Origin of the sequence: Streptomyces sp. NPDC051578 (assembly GCF_044454045.1) — a bacterium.
Lineage (GTDB): Bacteria > Actinomycetota > Actinomycetes > Streptomycetales > Streptomycetaceae > Streptomyces.
Map to the genome: position 1 here is coordinate 210440 of NZ_JBITDH010000005.1, position 20277 is coordinate 230716.

Genomic DNA, 20277 nt, shown 5'->3' on the forward strand with positions numbered 1-20277 from the left:
GGGCCGGGCGGAGGCACCTACAGCCCGTTGACCCGGGCCATGCGCCCGGCGCCCAGCGGGGGCCGGAACTCGGCGGTCACCACACGGGCCCTGCGGCTCACTCGCGAGTGCTGGCGCCGTACTTGAGCCATCAGACGCCGGGTGCGCAGGGCCATCTCCAGTTCGAAGCGGGTGCGCGGGTCACGCAGGCCCGTTCCGAAGAGCTTCTCCAGCTGGCGCATGCGGTAGCGCACCGTCTGGGGGTGCACACTCAGGGCTTTGGCCGCCTCCGGTGCACCGCCGCCCTCCAGCCAGGCGAGCAGGGTCACTTCCAGCCGCTCGCTCTGGCGCGGGGTCAAGTCCGCCAGCGGCCGCAGCCACCGCGCGGCCAGTGCGTGGGCCAGGGGTTCGTCCTGGAGCAGCAGCAGGGTCGAGAGGTGGTCGTCCACGAAGACGGCGCGGACCTCGGCTCCGGGCCGGGCCGGGGTCAGGTGGAGCAGGCGCAGCGCCCAGCGCAGTGAGGAGGCGGTGTCCCGGAGGGGGACGGGGTGCCCGACGGCGGCGAACCGCCCGCGCAAAGCGCACTCCAGGGGCCCGCGGGCTTCCGGAACGGGCGCGGGGACCAGCAGGCAGGGCTGCCCGCCGACCATGCCGGTGAGGGCGTCGTCCAGTACGCCCGCCAGCTGCTGCATCTCCCCGGGGGTGGCCGGTGCGACGGCGCGCACGGTGGCAGGCAGGGGCCATCCGGCCGCGGCGGCCAGTTCGGAGAGGGCGATTTCAGACATGGGCATGTCAGCCGTAAGGCCGGTGAAGAGCTCCCGCCGAGCGCGTTCGGCAGCGGTGACGCCCGCCTCGGGGGAACGCTGGGCGGGAATGGCCTTGAGGGGCACCAGCTGCCCGCTCGCGGAAGGCTCCCGTTCGGGCCCCGCGGCGGTTTCCCGCCGCTCGCCCTCGGGCCGGCAGGATGGCTCCCGGTACCCGAGAGCGGTGAGCAGCGCCGTCTCCACCCGCTGTCTGACCACCTCTTCGTCGGAGTCGGCGATCAGTTCACGGAATCCGGGGATGCTCTCCTGGAGCTCCTCCACGATCCCTGCGGCCAGCGCGGGCAGTTCCCTCCGCAGGACCCGGGTCCATTCGCCGCGCGGGCGGGACCAGATGCGGTTCAGCAGTTCGCACATCGTTACCTCGTTCGTGCCGGGGTATGGCCTGCCCCGTGGGAGGGTGACAGGCCTGTCGGGGCCGCCCCGCTCCCCGCCGGCGTCAGTGCCGGCAGCGATTCGGGCGCCTCGTACTCCCTCCAGGAGCGTGCCATCCACTTGCAGTCCCGCGACCTTGCCTGAATTTTGCCGTCGGGGAGGTGTGGCGGCGGACAAGGCGTCACCCTCGTCGCAACCGCACCACTGGAAGGGAATCTTCCGGGGATGTTCGATGCGATGACTGCGCGGGCGCCAGAAATTATCACGTTTCGATAAATCCCGTGGGGGTGCTGCGAAGCTCCACGATGCTTCTGCACTCCGGCCCCCGCTCCCCGGCCGGGCGAGGCCTCATCTCCCGCCCGCCGCCGAGCAGTTCCGACGACTACCCCGGGCGCCGAGCGCGAGGTGGAGTGCTCGGGCCCGGGCGTATGGGAGAACCACATGCCCTTGTCCCAGCCCCGTACGCCACGCTCTCACCGGGCCCGTCACACCAGACGCCACGCCGGTACGGCCACCGCGGCGGCGGGACGGCGCGCCGTGCGCCGGCCGCCGCTGCTGTCCGCCGCCGGCGGACTGCATCCCGCCGCACTGTCCGCAGCGGCCCTCGCCGGCCTCGTCTCGCTGACGGTGGCGGTCCGGGCGGGAGCGCTGACCCGGCTGTGGGAATTCCTGGACTACGGCGCGGGCGTCCTGTCGCTCGTCTCGCTCACCTCCACGGTCCTGTGGGGCCTGGCCGCAACCGACCGCACGCTCCTGGCATCGGGCCACCGGCTCGTCGCCCAGGGAGTGCACCGCGGGCTCGGCGTCGCCGGACTGGCCTTCCTCGCCCTGCACATATGGGTCAAGGTCGCGCAGTCGCAGACGGGCGCCGCGTCCGCGGTCCTGCCGTTCGCCGACCCCGACCGGCCCCTGCTGATCGGGCTCGGCACGCTGGCCGGGTACCTCTTCGTCGCCGTGGCCGTCTCGGGCGCGGCCCGCAGCGCCTTCGCCACCAAGGGCCGCTCGCTGTGGTGGCGGGCCCTGCACATGGGCGCGTACCCGGCCTGGGGCGCCTCACTGGTGCACGGCCTCAAAGCCGGACGCGCCGCGGCCGGTTGGGTGACCGTGGCGTACGGGCTCTGCCTCGCCGGTGTCGCCGCCGTCCTCGTCATCCGGCTGAGGGCGCGGCTGCGCGCCCTCCCGGCCCGCCCGGCCGTCGTGGCGCCGCCGCCCCGCACGCCCGGGCAGGGACCGCCGCGCACGCCGAGGCCGTTCGTCCGCAAGCCCGCCGAATGGGCGGCGGCCCGCCTCACCGCACGGCTGGCCCGCCAGACGCAGCCGGCCGTGCCGGGCGGGGCGGGCCCCGGTCCGCTGCCCGGCGATGCGCTGCTCGCCGCCCGGGCGGCGGCCGGTCCGGGGGCGGAGTCCAGGCCGGCCCCGCCGCCGTATTCGCCGCCGTCATATCCGCCGCCGACGTACCCCGCGCCCCCGTACGGGGCGCCGACGTATCCCGCGGTGTTCATACCGAGCAGGCTGGGCGTGGCCGACCGCCCCGGTGAACCGCTCGGCGGGGCGCGGGGGCGCCAGTGACCGGCGTGTCCCGCCCCGCCCTCGGCTGCGTGGGCATGCCACGGCTGCTCGCCGGGCTCGACGCCGCACCCCGCCTCGACCTCGCCGGGCACCTCACCGTCCACGGGGCGCTGCCCCGCTACCCCGTCGACGAACTGGTGCGGCTGGCCGAGAGCGTGGACCTCAAGGGGCGCGGCGGAGCGGGCTTCCCCTTCGCCCGCAAACTCCGCGCCGTCACCCGCTCCGCCCGGGCCCGCGACGGCCGCACCGCCGTCGTCGTCAACGGCAGTGAGGGAGAGCCCAGTTGCCTCAAGGACACCGCCCTGCTGCTGCACGTCCCGCACCTGGTGCTCGACGGGGCCCTGCTGGCCGCCGACGCGCTCGGCGCCGAGGACGTGGTCGTCGGCGTCACCCGCGACGACGTGGAGACCTCGCTGCGCGCCGCCGTCGCCGAACGCGCCGCGGCGGACCGCCGGGTCCGGGTGGCCCGCCTCCCCGAACGCTTCGTGACGGGGGAGGGCACCGCCCTGATCAACGGGATCGAGGGCGGACCCGCGCTGCCGTCCGGGCAGAAGGTGCGGACCAGCGAACGGGGCCTCGGCGGGCTGCCGACCCTGCTGTCCAACACCGAGACCTACGCCCAACTCGCCGTCGCCGCCCGGCTCGGAGCCGCCGAGTACCGCATGGCGGGCCTCGACGACGAGCCGGGCACCGTCCTGCTGACCGTCGGGGGAGCCACGGTCGTCGAAGTGCCGACCGGGACGTCCCTGGCGTACGTCCTGGACGTCTGCGGATCGGAACCCGGCCAGGGCGTCCTGGTCGGCGGCTACCACGGTCGCTGGCTGGCCCCGCCCGCCGCCCGCTCCGCCGCGCTCTCCCGCACCTCGCTCACCTCGTACGACGCCGTACTGGGGGCGGGCGCCGTGCTGCCGCTGCCCCACGACACCTGCCCGGCCGGGGAGGTCGCCCGCGTCACCCGCTGGATGGCGGACGAGTCGGCCGGGCAGTGCGGGCCGTGCGCGCGGGGCCTGCCCTCGCTCGCCGACGCGGTCGACGCCCTCGTCGGCGGTGGCGGCCGGCCGGCCCTGGAAGCCGTACAGACGCGGATGCGCTCGGTGCTCGGCCGCGGGGCGTGCAGCCACCCCGACGGCACCTCCGCCTTCGTGGCCTCCGCCCTCGCCGTGTTCCCCGACGAGTTCCGCGACCACGCGCTCGGCAGTGGCTGCGGGCGGCGCGTCCTGGGCGCCCTGCCCCTGCCGGCCGACGAGAGCCCCGAACGGCTCGTCGTGGACTGGACGCTGTGCAAGGGCCACGGGCTCTGCGTGGACCTGCTGCCCGACATCGTCCGGCTGGACGCCGACGGCTACCCGGCGCAGGGAGTCATGCCGGTCCCGGGAAGGCTGCGTCCCAAGGCGCTGCGCGCGGTCCGCCGCTGCCCCGCGCTGGCGCTGCGCATCCAGGAATGAGCCGGCCGTGAACGGCTGCGGCCGGACCCGGTTCAGGCTTTGGCGCGATCTGACAAATTCCCGTCCATTCGAATTCCGGGGGCTTTCCAGGCTTTATGAATGACCCAGGAAGAACGAACACCGAATGGAAACGCAGGGAGTGAGCAACCGTGAACAACAAGCGTCGTGGGGCGGCCGCAGCCGGATCGGTCATGGCGGTACTGGTACTGGCGGCCGGATGCGGGAGCGGCGGGACCGCGTCCGGCCGGTCGGGAAATGCCGTACAACCGGTCGGGGACAGCAAAGCCATAGGGAACGGGTACGGCAGCGGATACGGCTCCGGCGGCTCGGGAGCGGATCCCGCGGCCGGCGCGGCCGGGTCCGGCTACGGCGGCGTGGAGCCCTCGACGTCGGTGCGGGCCGGCCAGCTCGCCGTCCGGGACATCGCGAACGTGGGCAGCGTGGTCACCGACAGCGCCGGCCTCACCCTCTACCGGTTCGACAAGGACACCGCCAAGCCCCCCACCTCGAACTGCTCCGGCGACTGCGCCACCGCCTGGCCGCCCGTGCCCGCGGCGGACGCCTCCGCCGCCCAGGGCATCGACGCCTCCCAGCTCGGCGAGGTCACCCGCGCCGACGGCAGCAAGCAGCTCACCCTGGGCGGCTGGCCCGTCTACCGCTACGCCAAGGACACCCAGGCCGGGGAAGCCAAGGGCGAGGGCGTCGGCGGTACGTGGCACGCGCTGGCCGCCGACGGGAAGAAGGCCGTCGACCAGAAGGGCGCCCAAAAACCGGAGACGCCCGCCACCGGGGCCATGGGATCGGGAATGGGCAGCGGAATGGGGAGTGGAATGGGCGATATGAACGCCCGGGCCGGAACGGAACTCTCCGTCGCCACCGACGCGAAACTCGGGAAGATCCTCGTGGACGGGCAGGGGCGCACCCTCTACCGGTTCAACAAGGACAGTGCCTGGCCCATGAAATTCGGCTGCCTCGACGCCTGCCTGGACACCTGGAAGCCCGCCGCGCCGGTGGACAAGACGAAGGTCTCCGGAATTGCCGCCGGACTCGTCGGATCGGTGAAGCGGCCGGACGGCTCACAGCAATTGACGATCGACTGCTGGCCCGTCTACCTGTTCACCGGCGACACCCAGCCCGGCCAGACCAACGGACACAACAAGCAGGGCCTGTGGTTCGCCGTCGACGACGCCGGCAAGAAGGTCCCCGCGGACCGGTAGCGCGCATCCATCTCTGCGAGGGAGACCAGACATGCCGGAACCACCCCGCGTCACCGCCCGCCACCTGGCGCCCTGCGTGGCCGTGCTGGTCACCTCCCTGCTGTGCGGCGGGTGCGCCACGGGGCACGCGAAGGCCCGCCCGGTCGCCGCCGCCACCCGGGCGAGCAGCGTCAGCGTCCAGGACCTGGCGGCGGCCCTCGGCTGCACCGCCGAGATCACCGTCGACGCCGAGGAACTGCGGGAGGGGGCGTGCGGGTCGGGGGCGTCCGGCTACCGGATCGCGACCTTCACCGCCGACGAGGGCCAGCGCGCGTGGCTGGCCGAGTCCCGCGGATACGGCGGTACCTATCTGGTGGGAGACCGGTGGGTGGTCACCGCCGCCTCCGCCGAAGCCCTGGCTCCGCTGCGGGAACGCCTCGGAGGCAAGGTGGAGACCGGCGACGCGCACGGCCCCGAACACGGGGGCCCGGGCCACGCGGACACCGGCCCGGCGGACACGGGCCACGACGCCGCGGGCCACACGGGCACCGGCCCCGCTGACACTGGCCATGACGCCGCGGGCCACGCGGCCACCGGCCACGACGGCGCGGCCCAGGACGCCGGCCCCGGGAACGGTCCGGCGCACGGGTAGCGGAAGGGCGAGAGGGACACTGGAGGTGAGGCCCCGGCCGTCCGGTCCACGGGGTGCGGGTCGCGCGGTGCGGCCCGGGTGGACCGGCGGACCGGGCCGGCTGGAGAGGCCATGAACGGCTCGGTCCCCGTGGGACGCGTGGTCGGCGTACCGCTGCGCATGCACTGGAGCGTGCCGCTGCTGGCGGTCTTCCTCGCGTACGGCCTCGGCCGCCAGACCCTTCCCCTCTGGACGCCGGGGTATTCGAACGCCGTGTACACCCTGGCCAGTGCCGTCGGTGCCCTGCTGCTGATGGCGAGCCTGCTGTTGCACGAGGCGGCGCACGCCGCGATGGCCCGCCGCAAGAAGATCTCCGTACAGGACGTGACGCTGTGGGCCCTGGGCGGAATGACCCGTATGGGCCGCCCCCAGAGCGCGGCGGCGGCCTTCGCGGTCGCCGTGAGCGGGCCGCTGACCAGCCTGGTCATCGGCGGCGCGGCCCTCGGAGCAGGCATCGGGCTGAACACCCTGCCGGGCTGGGCCGTGCCCGGGGCGGTCCTCGGCTGGCTCGGCTGGGTGAACCTGGCCCTCGGGGTGTTCAACCTGCTGCCCGCGGCTCCGCTGGACGGCGGCCGCGTCGTCCAGGCCCTGCTGTGGTGGCGCACCGGGGACCGTGACCGCGCCGACCGCGCGGCGTCCCGCAGCGGCCAGGTGCTCGGAGTCCTGCTGATGGGCGCCGGCTGGGTCACCCTGCTGCGCGGGTCCTCGGGCGGGCTGTGGCTGGTCTTCACCGGCCTGTTCGTCATGGTGGTCGCCGGCGCGGAACGCCAGCGCGCGGTCATCGGCACGGCCCTGCAGGGCGTCCGCGTCGCCGACGCCATGAGCAGCCCGGTCGCCACCGGCGCCGACTGGCTGACCGTACGGCGCTTCATCGACGAGGTGGCCCTGCCGTCCCGCCACTCCGCCGTGCCGCTGCTCGACTTCGACGGCCGCCCCAGCGGCATCGTGGAACTGCGCGGGCTGGGCGCCGTCCAGGGCCCCCTGCGGGACACCACCCAGGTGCGTGACGTGGCCGTCCCGCTGTCGCGGTGTGCGGTCGCCTCCTCCGACGAGCTCCTGACCGAGGCCCTCGACCGGCTCAGCACCGCCGCCGGTACCCGCCTCCTCGTGGTCGACGGGGACCGGCTCGTGGGCATCGTCACCGCGAAGGACATCACCCGCCTGATGCGTCACAACCTGCTCGGCGGCGAGAAGCGGGGCTGAGGCCCGCGGCGCCACCTTCACCCGTACGCGCGCGCACGCCGTCGGGCGTCCGCCCGGCCGTGGCAGTAGACAGGAACGACGTGTGCGGGCGGCCCGGGCCCTCCGCCCGCGAAAGACGCACCCGTCGCCGTCCGAGGATGTCCAGGGGATCCGCATGACCACTGTCACCGAGCCGATCGCGCCCGTTCCCACGCGGGGGAGAACCGTGGGACAGGTCGTGGTGGCCTGGCTGTCGACGACGGACCACAAGAAGATCGGGCACCTCTACCTGATCGCCTCGTTCGTCTTCTTCGTCATCGGTGGCGTGCTCGCCCTCCTGCTGAGGGCGGAGCTGGCCCGGCCGGGGATGCAGATCGTCTCCAACGAGCAGTACAACCAGATCTTCACGCTGCACGGCACGATCATGCTGCTGTTCTTCGCGACGCCGACGTTCGCCGGGTTCGCCAACGCGATCATGCCCTTGCAGATCGGGGCGCCTGACGTGGCGTTCCCGCGGCTGAACATGCTCTCGTTCTGGCTGTTCCTGTTCGGCGGCATCATCGTCGTGGCGAGCCTGCTCACCCCCCAGGGCAGCGCCGACTTCGGCTGGACCGCCTACACGCCGCTCAGCAGCGTGCAGCGGACCCCGTTCATCGGCGGCGACATGTGGATCATGGGGCTGGCCATGTCGGGATTCGGGACGATCCTCGGCGCCGTCAACTTCGTCACCACGATCATCTGCATGCGCTCGCCCGGGATGACGATGTTCCGGATGCCGATCTTCACCTGGAACATCCTGCTGACCTCGGTGCTGGTCCTGTTCGCCTTCCCGGTCCTGGCGGCGGCGCTGCTGGTGCTGGAGGCGGACCGGAAGTTCGGCGCGCACGTCTTCGACCCGTCCAACGGCGGCCCGATCCTGTGGCAGCACCTGTTCTGGTTCTTCGGGCACCCCGAGGTCTACATCATCGCCCTCCCCTTCTTCGGGATCATCACCGAGATCCTCCCCGTCTTCTCCCGCAAGCCGGTGTTCGGCTACCTCGGCCTGGTCGGGGCGACCATCGCGATCGCGGGGCTGTCGGTGACGGTGTGGGCGCACCACATGTTCGCCACACAAGCCGTGCTGCTGCCCTTCTTCTCCTTCATGACGTTCCTGATCGCCGTCCCGACAGGAGTGAAGTTCTTCAACTGGATCGGCACCATGTGGAAGGGGTCCCTCTCCTTCGAGACGCCGATGCTGTGGTCCATCGGCTTCCTGGTGACCTTCCTCTTCGGCGGGCTGACCGGCATCATCCTGGCCTCGCCGCCGATGGACTTCCACGTCACCGACTCGTACTTCGTCGTCGCCCACTTCCACTACGTGGTCTTCGGCACGGTCGTCTTCGCGACGTTCGCCGGCTTCTACTTCTGGTGGCCGAAGATGACCGGCACGATGCTCGACGAACGCCTCGGAAAGATCCACTTCTGGACGCTGTTCATCGGCTTCCACCTCACCTTCCTCGTCCAGCACTGGCTGGGCGCCGAAGGCATGCCGCGGCGCTACGCCGACTACCTCGCCGCCGACGGGTTCACCACCTTGAACACCGTCTCCTCCATCGGCGCGTTCCTGCTCGGCGGCTCGACCCTCCCCTTCCTCTACAACCTGTGGAAGACCGCGAAATACGCGCCGCGCGTCACCGTCGACGACCCCTGGGGGTACGGCCGTTCCCTGGAATGGGCCACCTCCTGCCCGCCGCCGCGCCACAACTTCGTCACGCTGCCGCGCGTACGCTCCGAATCGCCCGCGTTCGACCTGCACCACTTCGAGGTCTCGGAACTGGAGCGCATCGAGAACGAGGGACAGCGCGACGTGGTCGACCAGGACAAGGCCGTCTCCCCGCCGCGCGACGACTCCGCCGGGCCGACGGCCGGGTAGCGGGACGCGGCGACGATGGACGACAACGCCCGGAGGGAGGCCGCGGCCGGCCTCGCGCGCCTGGAGGGCTACCTGATCAGCCAGGCGGCCCTCCACGAGGCCCACAGCGAGGCGCAGGCCTTCGCGGGCCGCCTGACCTGGCTCGGCCCGGGGGAACGGCAAGAGGTCGCGGGCCTCTTCGCCGAGCACCACCTGCGCCTCAAGCGGCAGATGCTGGCGGCCGTCGTGGCCCGCGGCGAGGAACTCGCGACCGCGTACGAGCACCGCTACAGACTGCTCCGCCGACGCCTGGCGGCCACGGTCGTGGCGGCGTTCCCGGTGCTGCCGGCCCTGCTCCTCGGCCTGCTGATCCTGCTGCGCTAGGGCCAGGGGGGACTTTGTCGACAGGCCCTGGGGCGGGTCCGGCCCGGGAGACCGCACGGACAGGGTCCGGGGCCGTGGACAATGGGCCGGCGCCCGGCCCGCGGAAGGCGGCCGGCGATCCGACCGGGGAGCAAGCCATGTCGCACAAGCCCGAACTCGACGCCCTGACCGCCGACTTCTTCGGCGCCTTCGACAACCGGGACGGCAAGGCCGCCGACGTGGACAGGCTCCGCCGGCTGTTCCTCCCCGGCGGCGTCATCGTCAAGACGGGCCCGGACTTCACGGTCTACACGGTGGAGGAATTCATCGAGCCGCGCCGACGGCTGCTGGCCGAGGGCCGGCTGGTCGACTTCACGGAGTGGGAGACCTCCGAACGCACCGAGATCCGGGGCGACATCGCCTCGCGCTTCGGTGACTACCGCAAGTCCGGGATCCTGGACGGTGCGCCCTTCGAGGGCTCCGGCACCAAGACCCTCCAGTTCGTCCGCACCCCCGAGGGCTGGCGCATAGCCGCCCTCTCCTGGCACGACCACTCCTGACCTGCGAGTCGGCCGCGCCGCCGGTGCTGGTCGGCGCGGCCGCCGGCCGCCCGTGTGCGGGTCGACGGACCGCCTGCTAGCGTCGATTCGCCGGGCAGGAGAGAAGGTGGTGTCCGTGAAGCGGATGCTGTCGGTGTGCACCGCCGGGGGCGCCGTGGCCGCGATCGTACTCGGCGCTGCGGCCGGCCCGCAGGCCCACGCGAGCGGTGACGACCGCGAGAAGCGCAGCGCGGAGGTCCTCCGGGAACTGGTGCCTTCTCGCGACGGCCCCGGGTGTGCGGCAGCCGTCGGCACACGGGGAAGCGTCGTGTGGGAGGCGGGGAGGGGGAAGGCCGATCTGTCGACCGGGCGCGCGATCACCTCGAAGACGGTCTTCGACATGGCCTCCAACTCCAAGCAGTTCACCGCGGACGCCCTCCTCCTGCTCGCCGGACGGCACCAACTCGCCCTGGACGACCCCCTGTCCGACTTCCTCGACGACCCGCCCGCCTGGACGCGGGACGTCACCCTGGGCGACCTGATGCGTCACACCAGCGGCATTCCCGACTACCAGGACCTGCTGGAGGCGAAGGGCGTCGAACTGACGGATCCGGCGGGCCAGAAGGAAGCGATCGAGGCGATCCTCGCGTCACGGCCGGAAGGTCCGCCGGGCAAGCGCTTCTCCTACTCCAACTCCAACTACGTCCTGCTGGCGCAGGTCGTCGAGAAGGTCACCGGCAAGCCGTTCCCGGCCTTCCTCCAGCAGGAGTTCTTCACCCCGCTGCGCCTGCGCATGACCCTGTCCCCGGCGGTCGACGTCCCCGGCAAGGCGAAGTCGTACGAAGAGAAGGACGGTGCCTTCACGCTCGATTCCTCCCCCTGGAAGCAGTACGGGGACGGGTCCGTGCAAACGACTCCCGGGGAACTCGTCCGCTGGGCCGACAACTACCGCACCGGTCGCATCGGCGGAACGGCACTGCTCACCGCGGTCACGCGGGGAGCGGTGGACGTGGGCGACGTCCTGCGTCAGCGCGGCGTCGAGAAGGGGCGGTACGGCGCCGGGATCCTCCTCCTGCCCGACAAGGGCCTGGTGCACCGCGGCGACTGGGAGGGATTCCACAGCACCTTCAAGGTGAGCCCGGACCGCAACACGGCCGTGACCGTCGCGTGCAACGCGGATTCACCCGACAATTTTCGCGCTGCCGGTCAATTGATGGACATCTGGTCCAGATGACGGTCAAACGCGGCCCCGTCTACGGTGGAGCGGCCATCCAGGCCGTCCCCTCGCCCGGTGCGTTCGCGGACGGGCCGTTGTAGGCTCCGGAGAACGCCCTTGACCTGCGGTAAGCAGGCAGGGAGCAGACATTTCGGGAGCTTCCTCATGTTTCGTACCATGTTCAAGTCCCACATCTGACATCTGGACGTTTGCGCAGGTCAGCGGCGTGGTGACGGGGCTTTGGTCAGCAAACAGTCAGCATCAGCCCCTGGGGTTGCTGATGGGTGCACCAGTCGAGGCGGCTCTGGACTTCCCCGGTGGGGGGACGGCGGCCTGGGCCGACTACGTGTACTTCGCCCTGTCGGTCATGACGGCGTTCGGTACGACGGACGTCACGGTGATGGCGCGGGAGATGCGCTGGACGGTGGCGGCCGACGCGACCATCGCGTTCGTCTTCAACACGGTGATCGTGGCCGGCATGGTCGCGGCGCTGGACGGCGAGCCGGGTGCCTGACGGAGGGGGCGGTGGCGGAACGCCCGTGCCGGGCGCGGCGAGCCGGCCACCGCCCCTCCCTCTCAGGGGGTGAGCACCAGGCGGATCGGGTCGCCGATCTTGTTCTCCAGGCGGGCGACGGCGTCCGCGGCCTCGGCCAGCGGGACGTGGGCCGTGATGGAGGGGGCCAGGTCGATGCGTCCGGCCGAGGCCAGGCCGACGAGCTGCTCGACGTGCTCGGGCTCGGAGCCGTAGTGGCCGCGGACCTGGTTGACGTTGAAGCAGAATCGGATGCTGTCGTCGATCGTGACCGGCTCCGGGATGAGTCCGGCGAGGACGAGCGAGCCGAACGCGCCGAGGGTTGACGCGGCCTGGGCGCGGGCGGCGCCCACGCCGGCGAAGTCGAAGGCGACGTCGAGGCCGCGCCCGGCCGTCGCCTCCCGCACCGCCTCCGCGAAGTCCGGCGCGAGCGGGTCGAGGGCGAAGTCCGCGCCGAAGAGCAGGGCCCTCTCGCGGGCCGATGGCAGCGGGTCGATCGCGAAGATCGGGGCCGCGCCGACCATCCGGGCCAGCCGGACGGCGTGGGCGCCGAGGCCGCCCGCGCCCCAGATGCCGACGGACTGGGCGGGGCGGACCGCGCCGGTGCCCACGATCGCGGCGTACGGGGTGGAGACCGCGTCGGGGATGATCGCCGCCTGGTCGAAGGGCAGGTCGTCCGGGATGGGGAGCAGGGTGCCCTCGCGGGCGATCGTGTACTGCGCCCAGCCGCCGTCATAGTCCAGGCCGCGGGTGAGGGGGCGGTGGCACAGCATGCGGCGCAGGCAGCCGGCGCAGTCGCCGCACGCCTCGCCAGCCTGGAGGACCACCCGCTGCCCGGGCGTCCAGTCGCCCTTCGTGTCCGGTCCGAGGGTGTGGACGACGCCGGCGACCTCGTGCCCGAGGGTGACGGCGCCCGCCTCGGTGACCGCGTCGGTGGGGAAGAAGGGGCTCAGGCTGCCGTCGATCAGGTGGACGTCCGACAGGCAGACGCCCGCGGCCCGCACCTCGACGAGGACCTCGCCCGGGCCGGGGACGGGGATGGGGACCTCTTCGACGGCGAAGGTACGGGTGTCCAGGCGCAGCCGCCCGGCCAGCATGGTGTTCATGCGGAATCCTCGATGTGCTCGGTGGGGAGAAGCGCGCACACAGCTCATGCGCTCGACGTGGTCGACTGACCATGTCGGACAACCGTGTCTATTGACGAGGTCGTCTGTCAAGCCGCTTCCGGCGGACGTTCGCGAGGTGTGTCGAGTTCCGTCGATTGACTGTGTCCTTTAATACAGTCAATCGACATGTTCATTCGACAAAGTCGTATGTAAATTGGTTGGCGACTGCTGGAGTGCAACGAAAGGCACGCTCATGACTCAGGTGTCCGTAGGCGCGGCGCGGGCGATCCCCGAGCGCCCCCCGCTGCCCCTCGTAGGCCACGCGTTCAACGTTCCCGCGGGCGCGGACTTCCTGGCCTACCTGCTGAAGGAGTTCAGGGAATTCGGGCCCGTGTACCGGCTGCGGCTCTTCGGGAGGGACACCGTCATGGTCGGCGGCCTGGACCTCGTGACCGAACTGTCGGACGAGACCCGCTTCCACAAGCACGTCCACACCGACCTGGTCGAGGTCCGGGCCCTGGCCGGAGACGGTCTGTTCACCGCCTACAACCACGAGCCGAACTGGCGCAAGGCCCACGACGTCCTGATGCCCGCGTTCTCACTGGGCGCGATGCGCAGCTACCACGACCCGATGCTCCAGGTCGCCCGCTCGCTGATCGGCAAGTGGGACCGGCTGGCCGGGGTGCAGTCGGTGGACGTGCCCGACGAGATGACCCGGCTGACCTTCGACACCATCGGCCTGTGCGGCTTCGGCTACGACTTCGAGTCCTTCCGCCGCGACGACCTGCATCCGTTCGTCGAGGCGATGGCCCGGGCCCTCGTCTTCGCACAGGAGAAGGGCGAGTCCATCCCGGGCTCCGAGATTTTCAAGAGGAAGAAGGTCGAGCAGTTCCGTGCGGACATCGACCTGATGACGGACCTCGTGGACGACGTGATCAGGGAGCGCCGCGTTTCCGGTGACACCAGCACGGACGACCTGATGGGGCTGATGCTGCACACGAAGGATCCAGTCACGGGCGAGCCGCTGGACGACGTCAACATCCGGCACCAGGTGATCACCTTCCTCATCGCCGGCCACGAGACCACCAGCAGCGCGCTCTCCTTCGCCCTGTACTACCTGACCAAGCATCCCGAGGTGCTCGCCCGGGCCCAGGCCGAGGTGGACGCGCTGTGGGGCGACACCGAATCCCCGGATCCCCGCTACGGTGACATCGGCAAGCTCACCTACATCCGCCAGATACTCAACGAGAGCCTGCGGCTGTGGCCGACGGCGCCCGCGTACGCCGTCGAGCCGATCGAGGACACCGTCATCGGCGACAAGTACCCCGTACGCAAGGGCGAGTCGCTGATGGTGATCACCTCGGCCCTTCACCGCGACGCCGCCTGGGGGGAGAACGTCGAGCTGTTCGATCCCGAGCGCTTCACCCCGGAGCGGGAGGCGGCCCGCTCGGTCCACGCCTTCAAGCCGTTCGGCAGCGGTGAACGGGCCTGCATCGGACGTCAGTTCGCGCTGCACGAGGCCACTTTGCTGCTCGGCCTGCTGGTGCACCGCTATCGCCTGATCGACCACACCGACTACCAGCTGAAGATCAAGTCGACGCTGACCATCAAGCCCGACGGATTCAGCCTGCGGCTCGCCCGCCGCACCGGCGACGAACGGCGCCTGCCCGCCGCGACGGCGGCGGACTCCGTCGCGGGCCGGACCACGGCCGTGACGCGCCGGGCGAGCGGCACCGCGCTGACGCTGCTGCACGGCTCCAATCTCGGCACCTGCGCCGGCATCGCCCGCGACCTCGGCACGGACGGCGAGGAGCACGGCTTCGCCCCGACCGTCGCCGCCCTCAACCAGTACGCGGAGAGGCTGGCCGGCTCCAAGGGCCCCGTCGTCATCGTCGCCGCTTCCTACAACGGCCGCCCCACGGACGACGCCGCCGAATTCGTCGCCTCGCTCGAGAACCTCGCCCCCGGCTCGCTCACCGGGCTGCGGTACGCCGTCCTCGGTGTCGGTGACCGCAACTGGGCGGCCACCTACCAGCGGATCCCCACCCTGATCGACGAGCGCCTGGCCGCCGCCGGCGCCGTCCCGCTCCTGGAGCGCGGCAGCGCCGACGCCTCCGGTGACTTCGGCGGAGTGGTCGACCAGTGGACGGAAGACCTGTGGAAGACGCTCCTGGACGAGTACGGCGAGGCGATCGCCGGTGAAGCGGCCGGCCCGGCACCGGAGGTCGATAGGGAAGGGCTGTACGAACTGGAGGACACCTCGGAGTCGGTCCTCGGCGGTCTCGCCGAACGCCATGGCGTCCAGCCGATGGAGGTCCTCGAAGCGTACGAACTGGTCGACACCGACCACGAACTGGGCCGTTCCAAGCGGTTCCTGCGGCTCCGGCTGCCCGAGGGCGTCACTTACCGCACCGCCGACCACCTGGCCGTCCTGCCCGGCAACCCCGAGGCCCTCGTCCAGCGCGTCGCCGACCGCTTCGGCCTCGACCTGGACCGCACCGTCCGGCTGCGCGCCCGCCGCCGGAGCTGGGGCGCCCTGCCCGTCGACCGGCCGCTGACCCTGCGCCGCCTGCTCACCGACTTCGTCGAGCTCCAGGACACGGCCACCCAGGAGCAGGTCGCCGTGCTCGCCGAGCACACCGCCTGCCCGCCCGAGAAGCAGCCGCTCACCGCCTTCGCCACCACCGATCCGGAGAACTTCCGGGAGCAGGTGACCGTCGCGGGGCTCAGCGTCCTGGACCTCCTGGAGCGCTACCCGGCGTGTGAACTGCCTTTCGAGCGCTTCCTGGAGCTGCTGCCGGTCCTGCGTCCCCGGCACTACTCGATCTCGTCGTCCGCCACGGCCCGGCCCGGCGAGGCCGATCTGATGGTGTCGCTGCTCGCCGCGCCCCACCGGTCGGGGGAGGGCACCTTCCGGGGAATCGCCTCGCACTTCCTGCAGACCGTGAACGCGGGTGACGTGATCCAGGCCCGGGTCCTGCCGTGCAGCGAGTCCTTCCGCCTCCCCGAGGACACCTCCGTACCGGTGATCCTGGTCAGTGCCGGCACCGGCCTCGCGCCCTTCCGCGGCGCGGTCCTCGACCGTCACCACACCGGCTCGACCGGCACCCTGCTCTGCTACTTCGGCTGCGACCACCCCGACGTGGACTTCCTGCACCGGGAGGAGTTCGAGGCGGCCGAGGCCGCCGGGGCCGTCAGTATGCGCCCCACCTTCATGCACGCGCCCGAGAACGGTGCCCGCTTCGTCCAGGATCGCATCGCCCGTGAGAGCGAGGAGGTGTGGTCGGTCCTGGAAGCCGGAGGCCGCGTCTACGTCTGCGGCGACGGCCGCCGCATGGCCCCCGCCGTACGGGAAGCGTTCATGGCGATCCACCGCGAGCGGACCGGCGCGAGCGACGAGCAGGCCGTGGCCTGGCTCGCCGCGCTCGTAGGGTCCGGACGCTACGTCGAGGACGTCTGGGCCGGCTGATTCTCACGAGGAGGCAGAAACGGTGGTGGGCGCACCTGGGAAGGTGCGCCCTCCACCGTTTTCGCGTCGCGTCAGACCATCGGTACGTCAGGGGCCATCGGTACGTCAGGCAGGTCGAGGTTCCCCGTGGCCAGGGCCACGGTTGCGCCCACAAGCGCCCTGAGCCCCGTCCGCTCGGTGGCCTCGTCCGGCAGGCACTGGAGGACCTGCATGGTGAGTCCGTCGAAGCCGGAGAGGAAGAACCGGGAAACCGTCTCCGGCGACTCGGCCAATTCCTGCCCCGTCCTCTCCGCCGTCTCCGTGATCACCTGCGCGGTCACCTCTATGACGCGCCGGTAGTGGCTCTGCCGGGCTTCGTTGAGGCCGGGCACCCGCAGGGCGAACATGGTCAGCTCGCCGAGCAACTGATGGTGCGACGACGGCTCGCGCACGGTGCCCCACAGGGCACCCGCCAGGGCGCTGAAGGTCTCCTCGAAGCCCGCGTCCTCCGGCGCCGCCCGCTGCACCTGCGCGACCAGCTCGTCGGTGATCTGGTCCATGACCGCTCGGTACAGGTCCTCCTTCGTACCGAAGGTGTAGTGGACGGTGGCCTGCGCGACACCGAGCTCCGCGGCGATGGCGCGGGTGCTCCCCGCGGCGACGCCCTCCCGGGTCATGAGGTCGATGGCCGCCTTGATCAACTGGGGGCGGCGCTCCGCCGCGGAAACATGAGCCATGAGTGCAGTGTATCGACTTAGTCGATCGAACAAGTCGGCCCAGACCAGCGTCACGTTCCCGCGATGTACGCGCCGTTGGCGGGGAGAGCCTGCTCGGCCCAGATGACCTTTCCCTCGCGGCCGTGTCGTGTACCCCAGCGTTCGGCGCACTGGGCCACCAGGAGCAGGCCGCGGCCGCCTTCGTCGAAGATCCGGGCCCGGCGCAGATGCGGGGCGGTGCTGCTGGCGTCGGAGACCTCGCAGGTGAGCGTCGCCTGGAGGATCAGCCGCAACTGGATGGGAGTCTTGCCGTAGCGGATCGCGTTCGTCACCAGTTCGCTGACGACCAGCTCCGTGGTGAAGGAAAGATCTTCCAGATCCCAGGCCGTCAGGACGTCGGAGGCGAAGCGGCGGGCCCCGGAGACGGCTGCCGGATCGGACGGGAGGTCCATCGTGGCGACGTGGTCCGGGTCGAGGGCACGGGTCCGGGCGACGAGCAGAGCGACGTCATCGGCGGGGCGGCTGGGCAGCAGTGCGGCCAGGAGCAGGTCGCAGGTCTCCTCCAGCGAGTCCGGCGCCGAGGTGAGGACATCGCGCAGCGTGGCGAGTCCGAGGTCCACGTCACGCATGCGGCCCGCGATCAGCCCATCGGTGTGCAGGACCAGCAGGCTGTCCTCCGGCAGCTCGAACTCGATCGTCTCGAAAGGGAGTCCGCCCAGGCCAAGGGGCGGTCCGATCGGCACCTCGGACGTCTCGACCACCCTGGAGGTCCGGGTGGCCTCGCCTGTGGCCGAGGGAGCCACCACGGTCGGCGGGACATGGCCGGCACTGGCGAGGGAGCACCGGCGGGAGACGGGGTCGTAGATCGCGTACAGGCAGGTGGCGCTGGTCTCGCCCTCGGCCGGCGACTCCTCGCGCTGCATCCGGATGACCACGTCGTCCAGATGGGTGAGGAGTTCATCGGGCATGAGGTCGATGTCGGCGAAGGCGCGGACGGCCGTGCGGAGCCGGCCCATGGCGGCGGCGGCGTGCAGCCCACGACCGACCACGTCACCGACGACCAGCGCGACGCGGGCCCCAGACAAGGGAATGACGTCGTACCAGTCGCCGCCCACACCCGCGCGGGACCCGGCGGGCAGGTAACGCGAAGCCGTCTCGACGGCCGCCTGTTTCACCGGGTGCCGCGGCAGCAGGGTCCGCTGGAGGGCGAGCGCGGTGGAACGCTCATGGGTGTACCTGCGGGCGTTGTCGATGGACACCGCCGCTCTGGAGACGATCTCCTGGGCCAGCAGGAGGTCGTCATCGTCGAAGGGGACCGAGGTGCGATGGCGTACGAACTGCACCAGGCCCAGGGTGTCCCCACGGGCGTGCAGGGGGACGAGGAGTACGGAGTGGACGCCTAGGTCGCGCAGTACTCGGCCGTGAGACGCGGACGGTGCCACCCACGTGGGCATCTCGGTCCCCGCGATGTGGTGCAGGACGGATCGTCCGGTGGCCAGTGCGTGAACCGGTTCCGAGTCGTCGGGGTAGGCGTGGCTCTCACCGACGCGGAGCGGGGACTCCGGACAGCCGTCGAGGACGGAGCGCTGGGCGACGCGGCGCTGCGCCAGAGCCTCTGGCGAACCAGTACCCGTCTCGTCGAGAACGGCGTCGAAAAGGTCGACGGTGACGAGGTCGGCGAAGTCCTCGGTACAGACCTCCGTCAACTCCTCTGCGGTGCGGCTGATGTCGAGCGTGGTCCCGACGAGCTTGCTCGCCCTGTCGGTGAGGGCGAACCGACCCTGCAACATACGGTCGCGTTCCTCCTGGTACGCGGCGACGACCTCCTCCGAGGAACGGTCCACGTAGTCGAAACCGAGTGTCACCAGCCTCGTGGAGGCCAGGTGGATCATGTGCCAGTCGCCGGTGCGACGGGCGGCCTCGGCCTGCACCTGTTCGAGGAGGCCGAGGTGGCCGAGCCGGTAGGCGCGCAGGAGCCGGCTCACCGGGATCCCCCGCCGGGCATAGAGGCGGGCGATGTCCAGGGCTGCCGGAGGGGCCTTCGACGCGCTCGCGCCGGAATGGGTCTCCAGGAGATCCAGAAGGACGGTGACGTGCTGAGCCGTCTCGTCCAGGGTCAGAGCCGCGATGTCCGCGTCTTCCCACAGCTCGGGGAGTTCGCCGTTCAGGCGTTGGAGCAGCAGTCCGGACAGCTTCTCCACCCGTGGTCTGAGGTGGCGGGCCAGCTGACCAAGGAACGCATCGACATCGGTTCCCATAGTGCGAATGTACGGGAAAGGCATGGCGTGCGCTCCTCGGACAGCTGCGGCAACCTCGGACCGGTCCGGACCTCAGAGGCCGAGGTGGTCGCCCAGATCGGCGTAGTCGACCTGCCACAGGCCGGGAGAGCCCGTGGGGTACTGGGAGCGGAAGCCGAGCATGCGCTGGACACGCGGCGAGAGCGTCCTGGCGAGCTCCCTGTCGACCAGGAAGGGGTACGCCTCCTCGCCGGTGAGGAAGCCCGCGTTGAACGTGAAGGCGAGACCTCGCCGGTACTCGTCGCCGGTCCGGTTCGCCCCGCCGCCGTGCGCGGTCTTGCCGCTGATGAGAAGGACGTCTCCGGCGTTCATGACGGCGGGGATCGTCTGCTCGGAGGTCCCGCGGTCCTCGAAGTCGCTCCAGTGGTTGCTTCCGGGGATGACGCGGGTGGCGCCGTTCACCTCCGTGAAGTCGGTCAGGGCGACCAGGAAGTTGATGGTGATCTCCGGGCCGCCGGGCCCCATGCCGATAAACGGGAACCAGTTCTCCAGGTCACGGTGGAGCATCTGCGCCTTGTTGCCGGGGCCGATCTCGATCACCTGTGCGGTGGTCATCCAGTACGTGCCCGACTCCTGGAGGAAGACCAGGTCGCTGATCTCGTGGACCAGGGGATGGTCGATGACCTCGCTGCGGAACGTGGCGCTGTGCGTCACCAGGTTCGTGAGGCGTTTGGTGTTGCTGCCGTGGAACGCGGCCACGATGTCGTTCTCGTGGGTCGACCCCGGCTTGAGCGCCTGCAGCGGCTGCTCGATCTCGGCGTTGAAGCGGGCGATCTGCTCGCCCGTCAGGAAGCCCTTGATGATGACGCCACCGTCACGGGTCACGATCTTAAGGATCTCCTCCGCCGACGTGTCGCTCGCTACGGACGTCAGGGCCTGGGCCTTCTCCTGTGTGGTCATGTGTGTCCTCT

General features: G+C 71.2%; 15 protein-coding genes and 1 pseudogene. 11 read left to right on the forward strand and 5 right to left on the reverse strand.

Annotation, left to right across the window (positions count from 1 at the left end; genetic code table 11):
• Positions 1-17: 17 nt before the first annotated feature.
• The gene (locus tag ACIA6C_RS22640) at positions 18-1157 is read right to left on the reverse strand and encodes a PucR family transcriptional regulator (protein ID WP_399278334.1); all 1140 of its coding nucleotides are present in this window, start codon (positions 1155-1157) and stop codon (positions 18-20) included.
• Positions 1158-1616: 459 nt separating this feature from the next.
• Between ACIA6C_RS22640 and ACIA6C_RS22645 the strand changes: the two genes are divergently transcribed.
• From ACIA6C_RS22645 to ACIA6C_RS22690, 10 genes and pseudogenes are all read left to right on the forward strand, one after another.
• Positions 1617-2744 carry a hypothetical protein gene (locus ACIA6C_RS22645; protein WP_399278336.1) on the forward strand — a complete coding sequence of 376 codons (1128 nt, stop codon included), beginning with the start codon at positions 1617-1619 and terminating at the stop codon, positions 2742-2744.
• 5 nt (positions 2745-2749) lie between these two features.
• The gene (locus ACIA6C_RS22650; protein WP_399278338.1) at positions 2750-4189 is read left to right on the forward strand and encodes an NADH-ubiquinone oxidoreductase-F iron-sulfur binding region domain-containing protein; all 1440 of its coding nucleotides are present in this window, start codon (positions 2750-2752) and stop codon (positions 4187-4189) included.
• Positions 4190-4338: 149 nt separating this feature from the next.
• Positions 4339-5406 (forward strand): SCO0930 family lipoprotein, encoded by a 1068-nt coding sequence (locus tag ACIA6C_RS22655; RefSeq protein WP_399278340.1) that lies wholly within the window; start codon positions 4339-4341, stop codon positions 5404-5406.
• A gap of 31 nt (positions 5407-5437) precedes the next feature.
• Positions 5438-6037, forward strand: coding sequence for a hypothetical protein (locus tag ACIA6C_RS22660; RefSeq protein WP_399278342.1), 600 nt, complete (start codon positions 5438-5440; stop codon positions 6035-6037).
• A gap of 111 nt (positions 6038-6148) precedes the next feature.
• On the forward strand, positions 6149-7279 hold the full coding sequence (locus ACIA6C_RS22665) for a site-2 protease family protein (protein WP_399278344.1): 1131 nt from the start codon (positions 6149-6151) through the stop codon (positions 7277-7279).
• A 154-nt stretch (positions 7280-7433) separates the two neighbouring features.
• Positions 7434-9170, forward strand: a complete 1737-nt coding sequence (ctaD, locus tag ACIA6C_RS22670; protein ID WP_399278346.1) for a cytochrome c oxidase subunit I — start codon at positions 7434-7436, stop codon at positions 9168-9170.
• 15 nt (positions 9171-9185) lie between these two features.
• A complete protein-coding gene (locus ACIA6C_RS22675) occupies positions 9186-9533 on the forward strand; it encodes a hypothetical protein (protein WP_399278348.1) in 348 nt (115 codons plus the stop codon).
• 137 nt (positions 9534-9670) lie between these two features.
• Positions 9671-10072, forward strand: coding sequence for a nuclear transport factor 2 family protein (locus tag ACIA6C_RS22680; protein ID WP_366080297.1), 402 nt, complete (start codon positions 9671-9673; stop codon positions 10070-10072).
• A 124-nt stretch (positions 10073-10196) separates the two neighbouring features.
• A complete protein-coding gene (locus ACIA6C_RS22685) occupies positions 10197-11285 on the forward strand; it encodes a serine hydrolase domain-containing protein (RefSeq protein WP_399278704.1) in 1089 nt (362 codons plus the stop codon).
• A gap of 277 nt (positions 11286-11562) precedes the next feature.
• Positions 11563-11781, forward strand: a pseudogene (locus ACIA6C_RS22690) (DUF1345 domain-containing protein); the annotation flags it as partial.
• 62 nt (positions 11782-11843) lie between these two features.
• Here the strand turns inward: ACIA6C_RS22690 and ACIA6C_RS22695 are convergent.
• Positions 11844-12905 (reverse strand): zinc-binding dehydrogenase, encoded by a 1062-nt coding sequence (locus tag ACIA6C_RS22695; RefSeq protein ID WP_399278351.1) that lies wholly within the window; start codon positions 12903-12905, stop codon positions 11844-11846.
• Positions 12906-13158: 253 nt separating this feature from the next.
• On the opposite strand from ACIA6C_RS22695, the gene ACIA6C_RS22700 reads away from it, so the two are divergent.
• Positions 13159-16374, forward strand: coding sequence for a bifunctional cytochrome P450/NADPH--P450 reductase (locus ACIA6C_RS22700; protein ID WP_399278353.1), 3216 nt, complete (start codon positions 13159-13161; stop codon positions 16372-16374).
• A gap of 71 nt (positions 16375-16445) precedes the next feature.
• On the opposite strand, the gene ACIA6C_RS22705 is transcribed toward ACIA6C_RS22700, so the two are convergent.
• From ACIA6C_RS22705 to ACIA6C_RS22715, 3 genes are read right to left on the reverse strand one after another with little or no spacing between them, the layout of a single operon-like run.
• A complete protein-coding gene (locus tag ACIA6C_RS22705; RefSeq protein WP_399278355.1) occupies positions 16446-17090 on the reverse strand; it encodes a TetR/AcrR family transcriptional regulator in 645 nt (214 codons plus the stop codon).
• 50 nt (positions 17091-17140) lie between these two features.
• Positions 17141-19351 carry a SpoIIE family protein phosphatase gene (locus ACIA6C_RS22710; RefSeq protein WP_399278357.1) on the reverse strand — a complete coding sequence of 737 codons (2211 nt, stop codon included), beginning with the start codon at positions 19349-19351 and terminating at the stop codon, positions 17141-17143.
• 48 nt (positions 19352-19399) lie between these two features.
• The gene (locus tag ACIA6C_RS22715) at positions 19400-20266 is read right to left on the reverse strand and encodes a phytanoyl-CoA dioxygenase family protein (RefSeq protein ID WP_399278359.1); all 867 of its coding nucleotides are present in this window, start codon (positions 20264-20266) and stop codon (positions 19400-19402) included.
• Positions 20267-20277 lie beyond the last annotated feature (11 nt).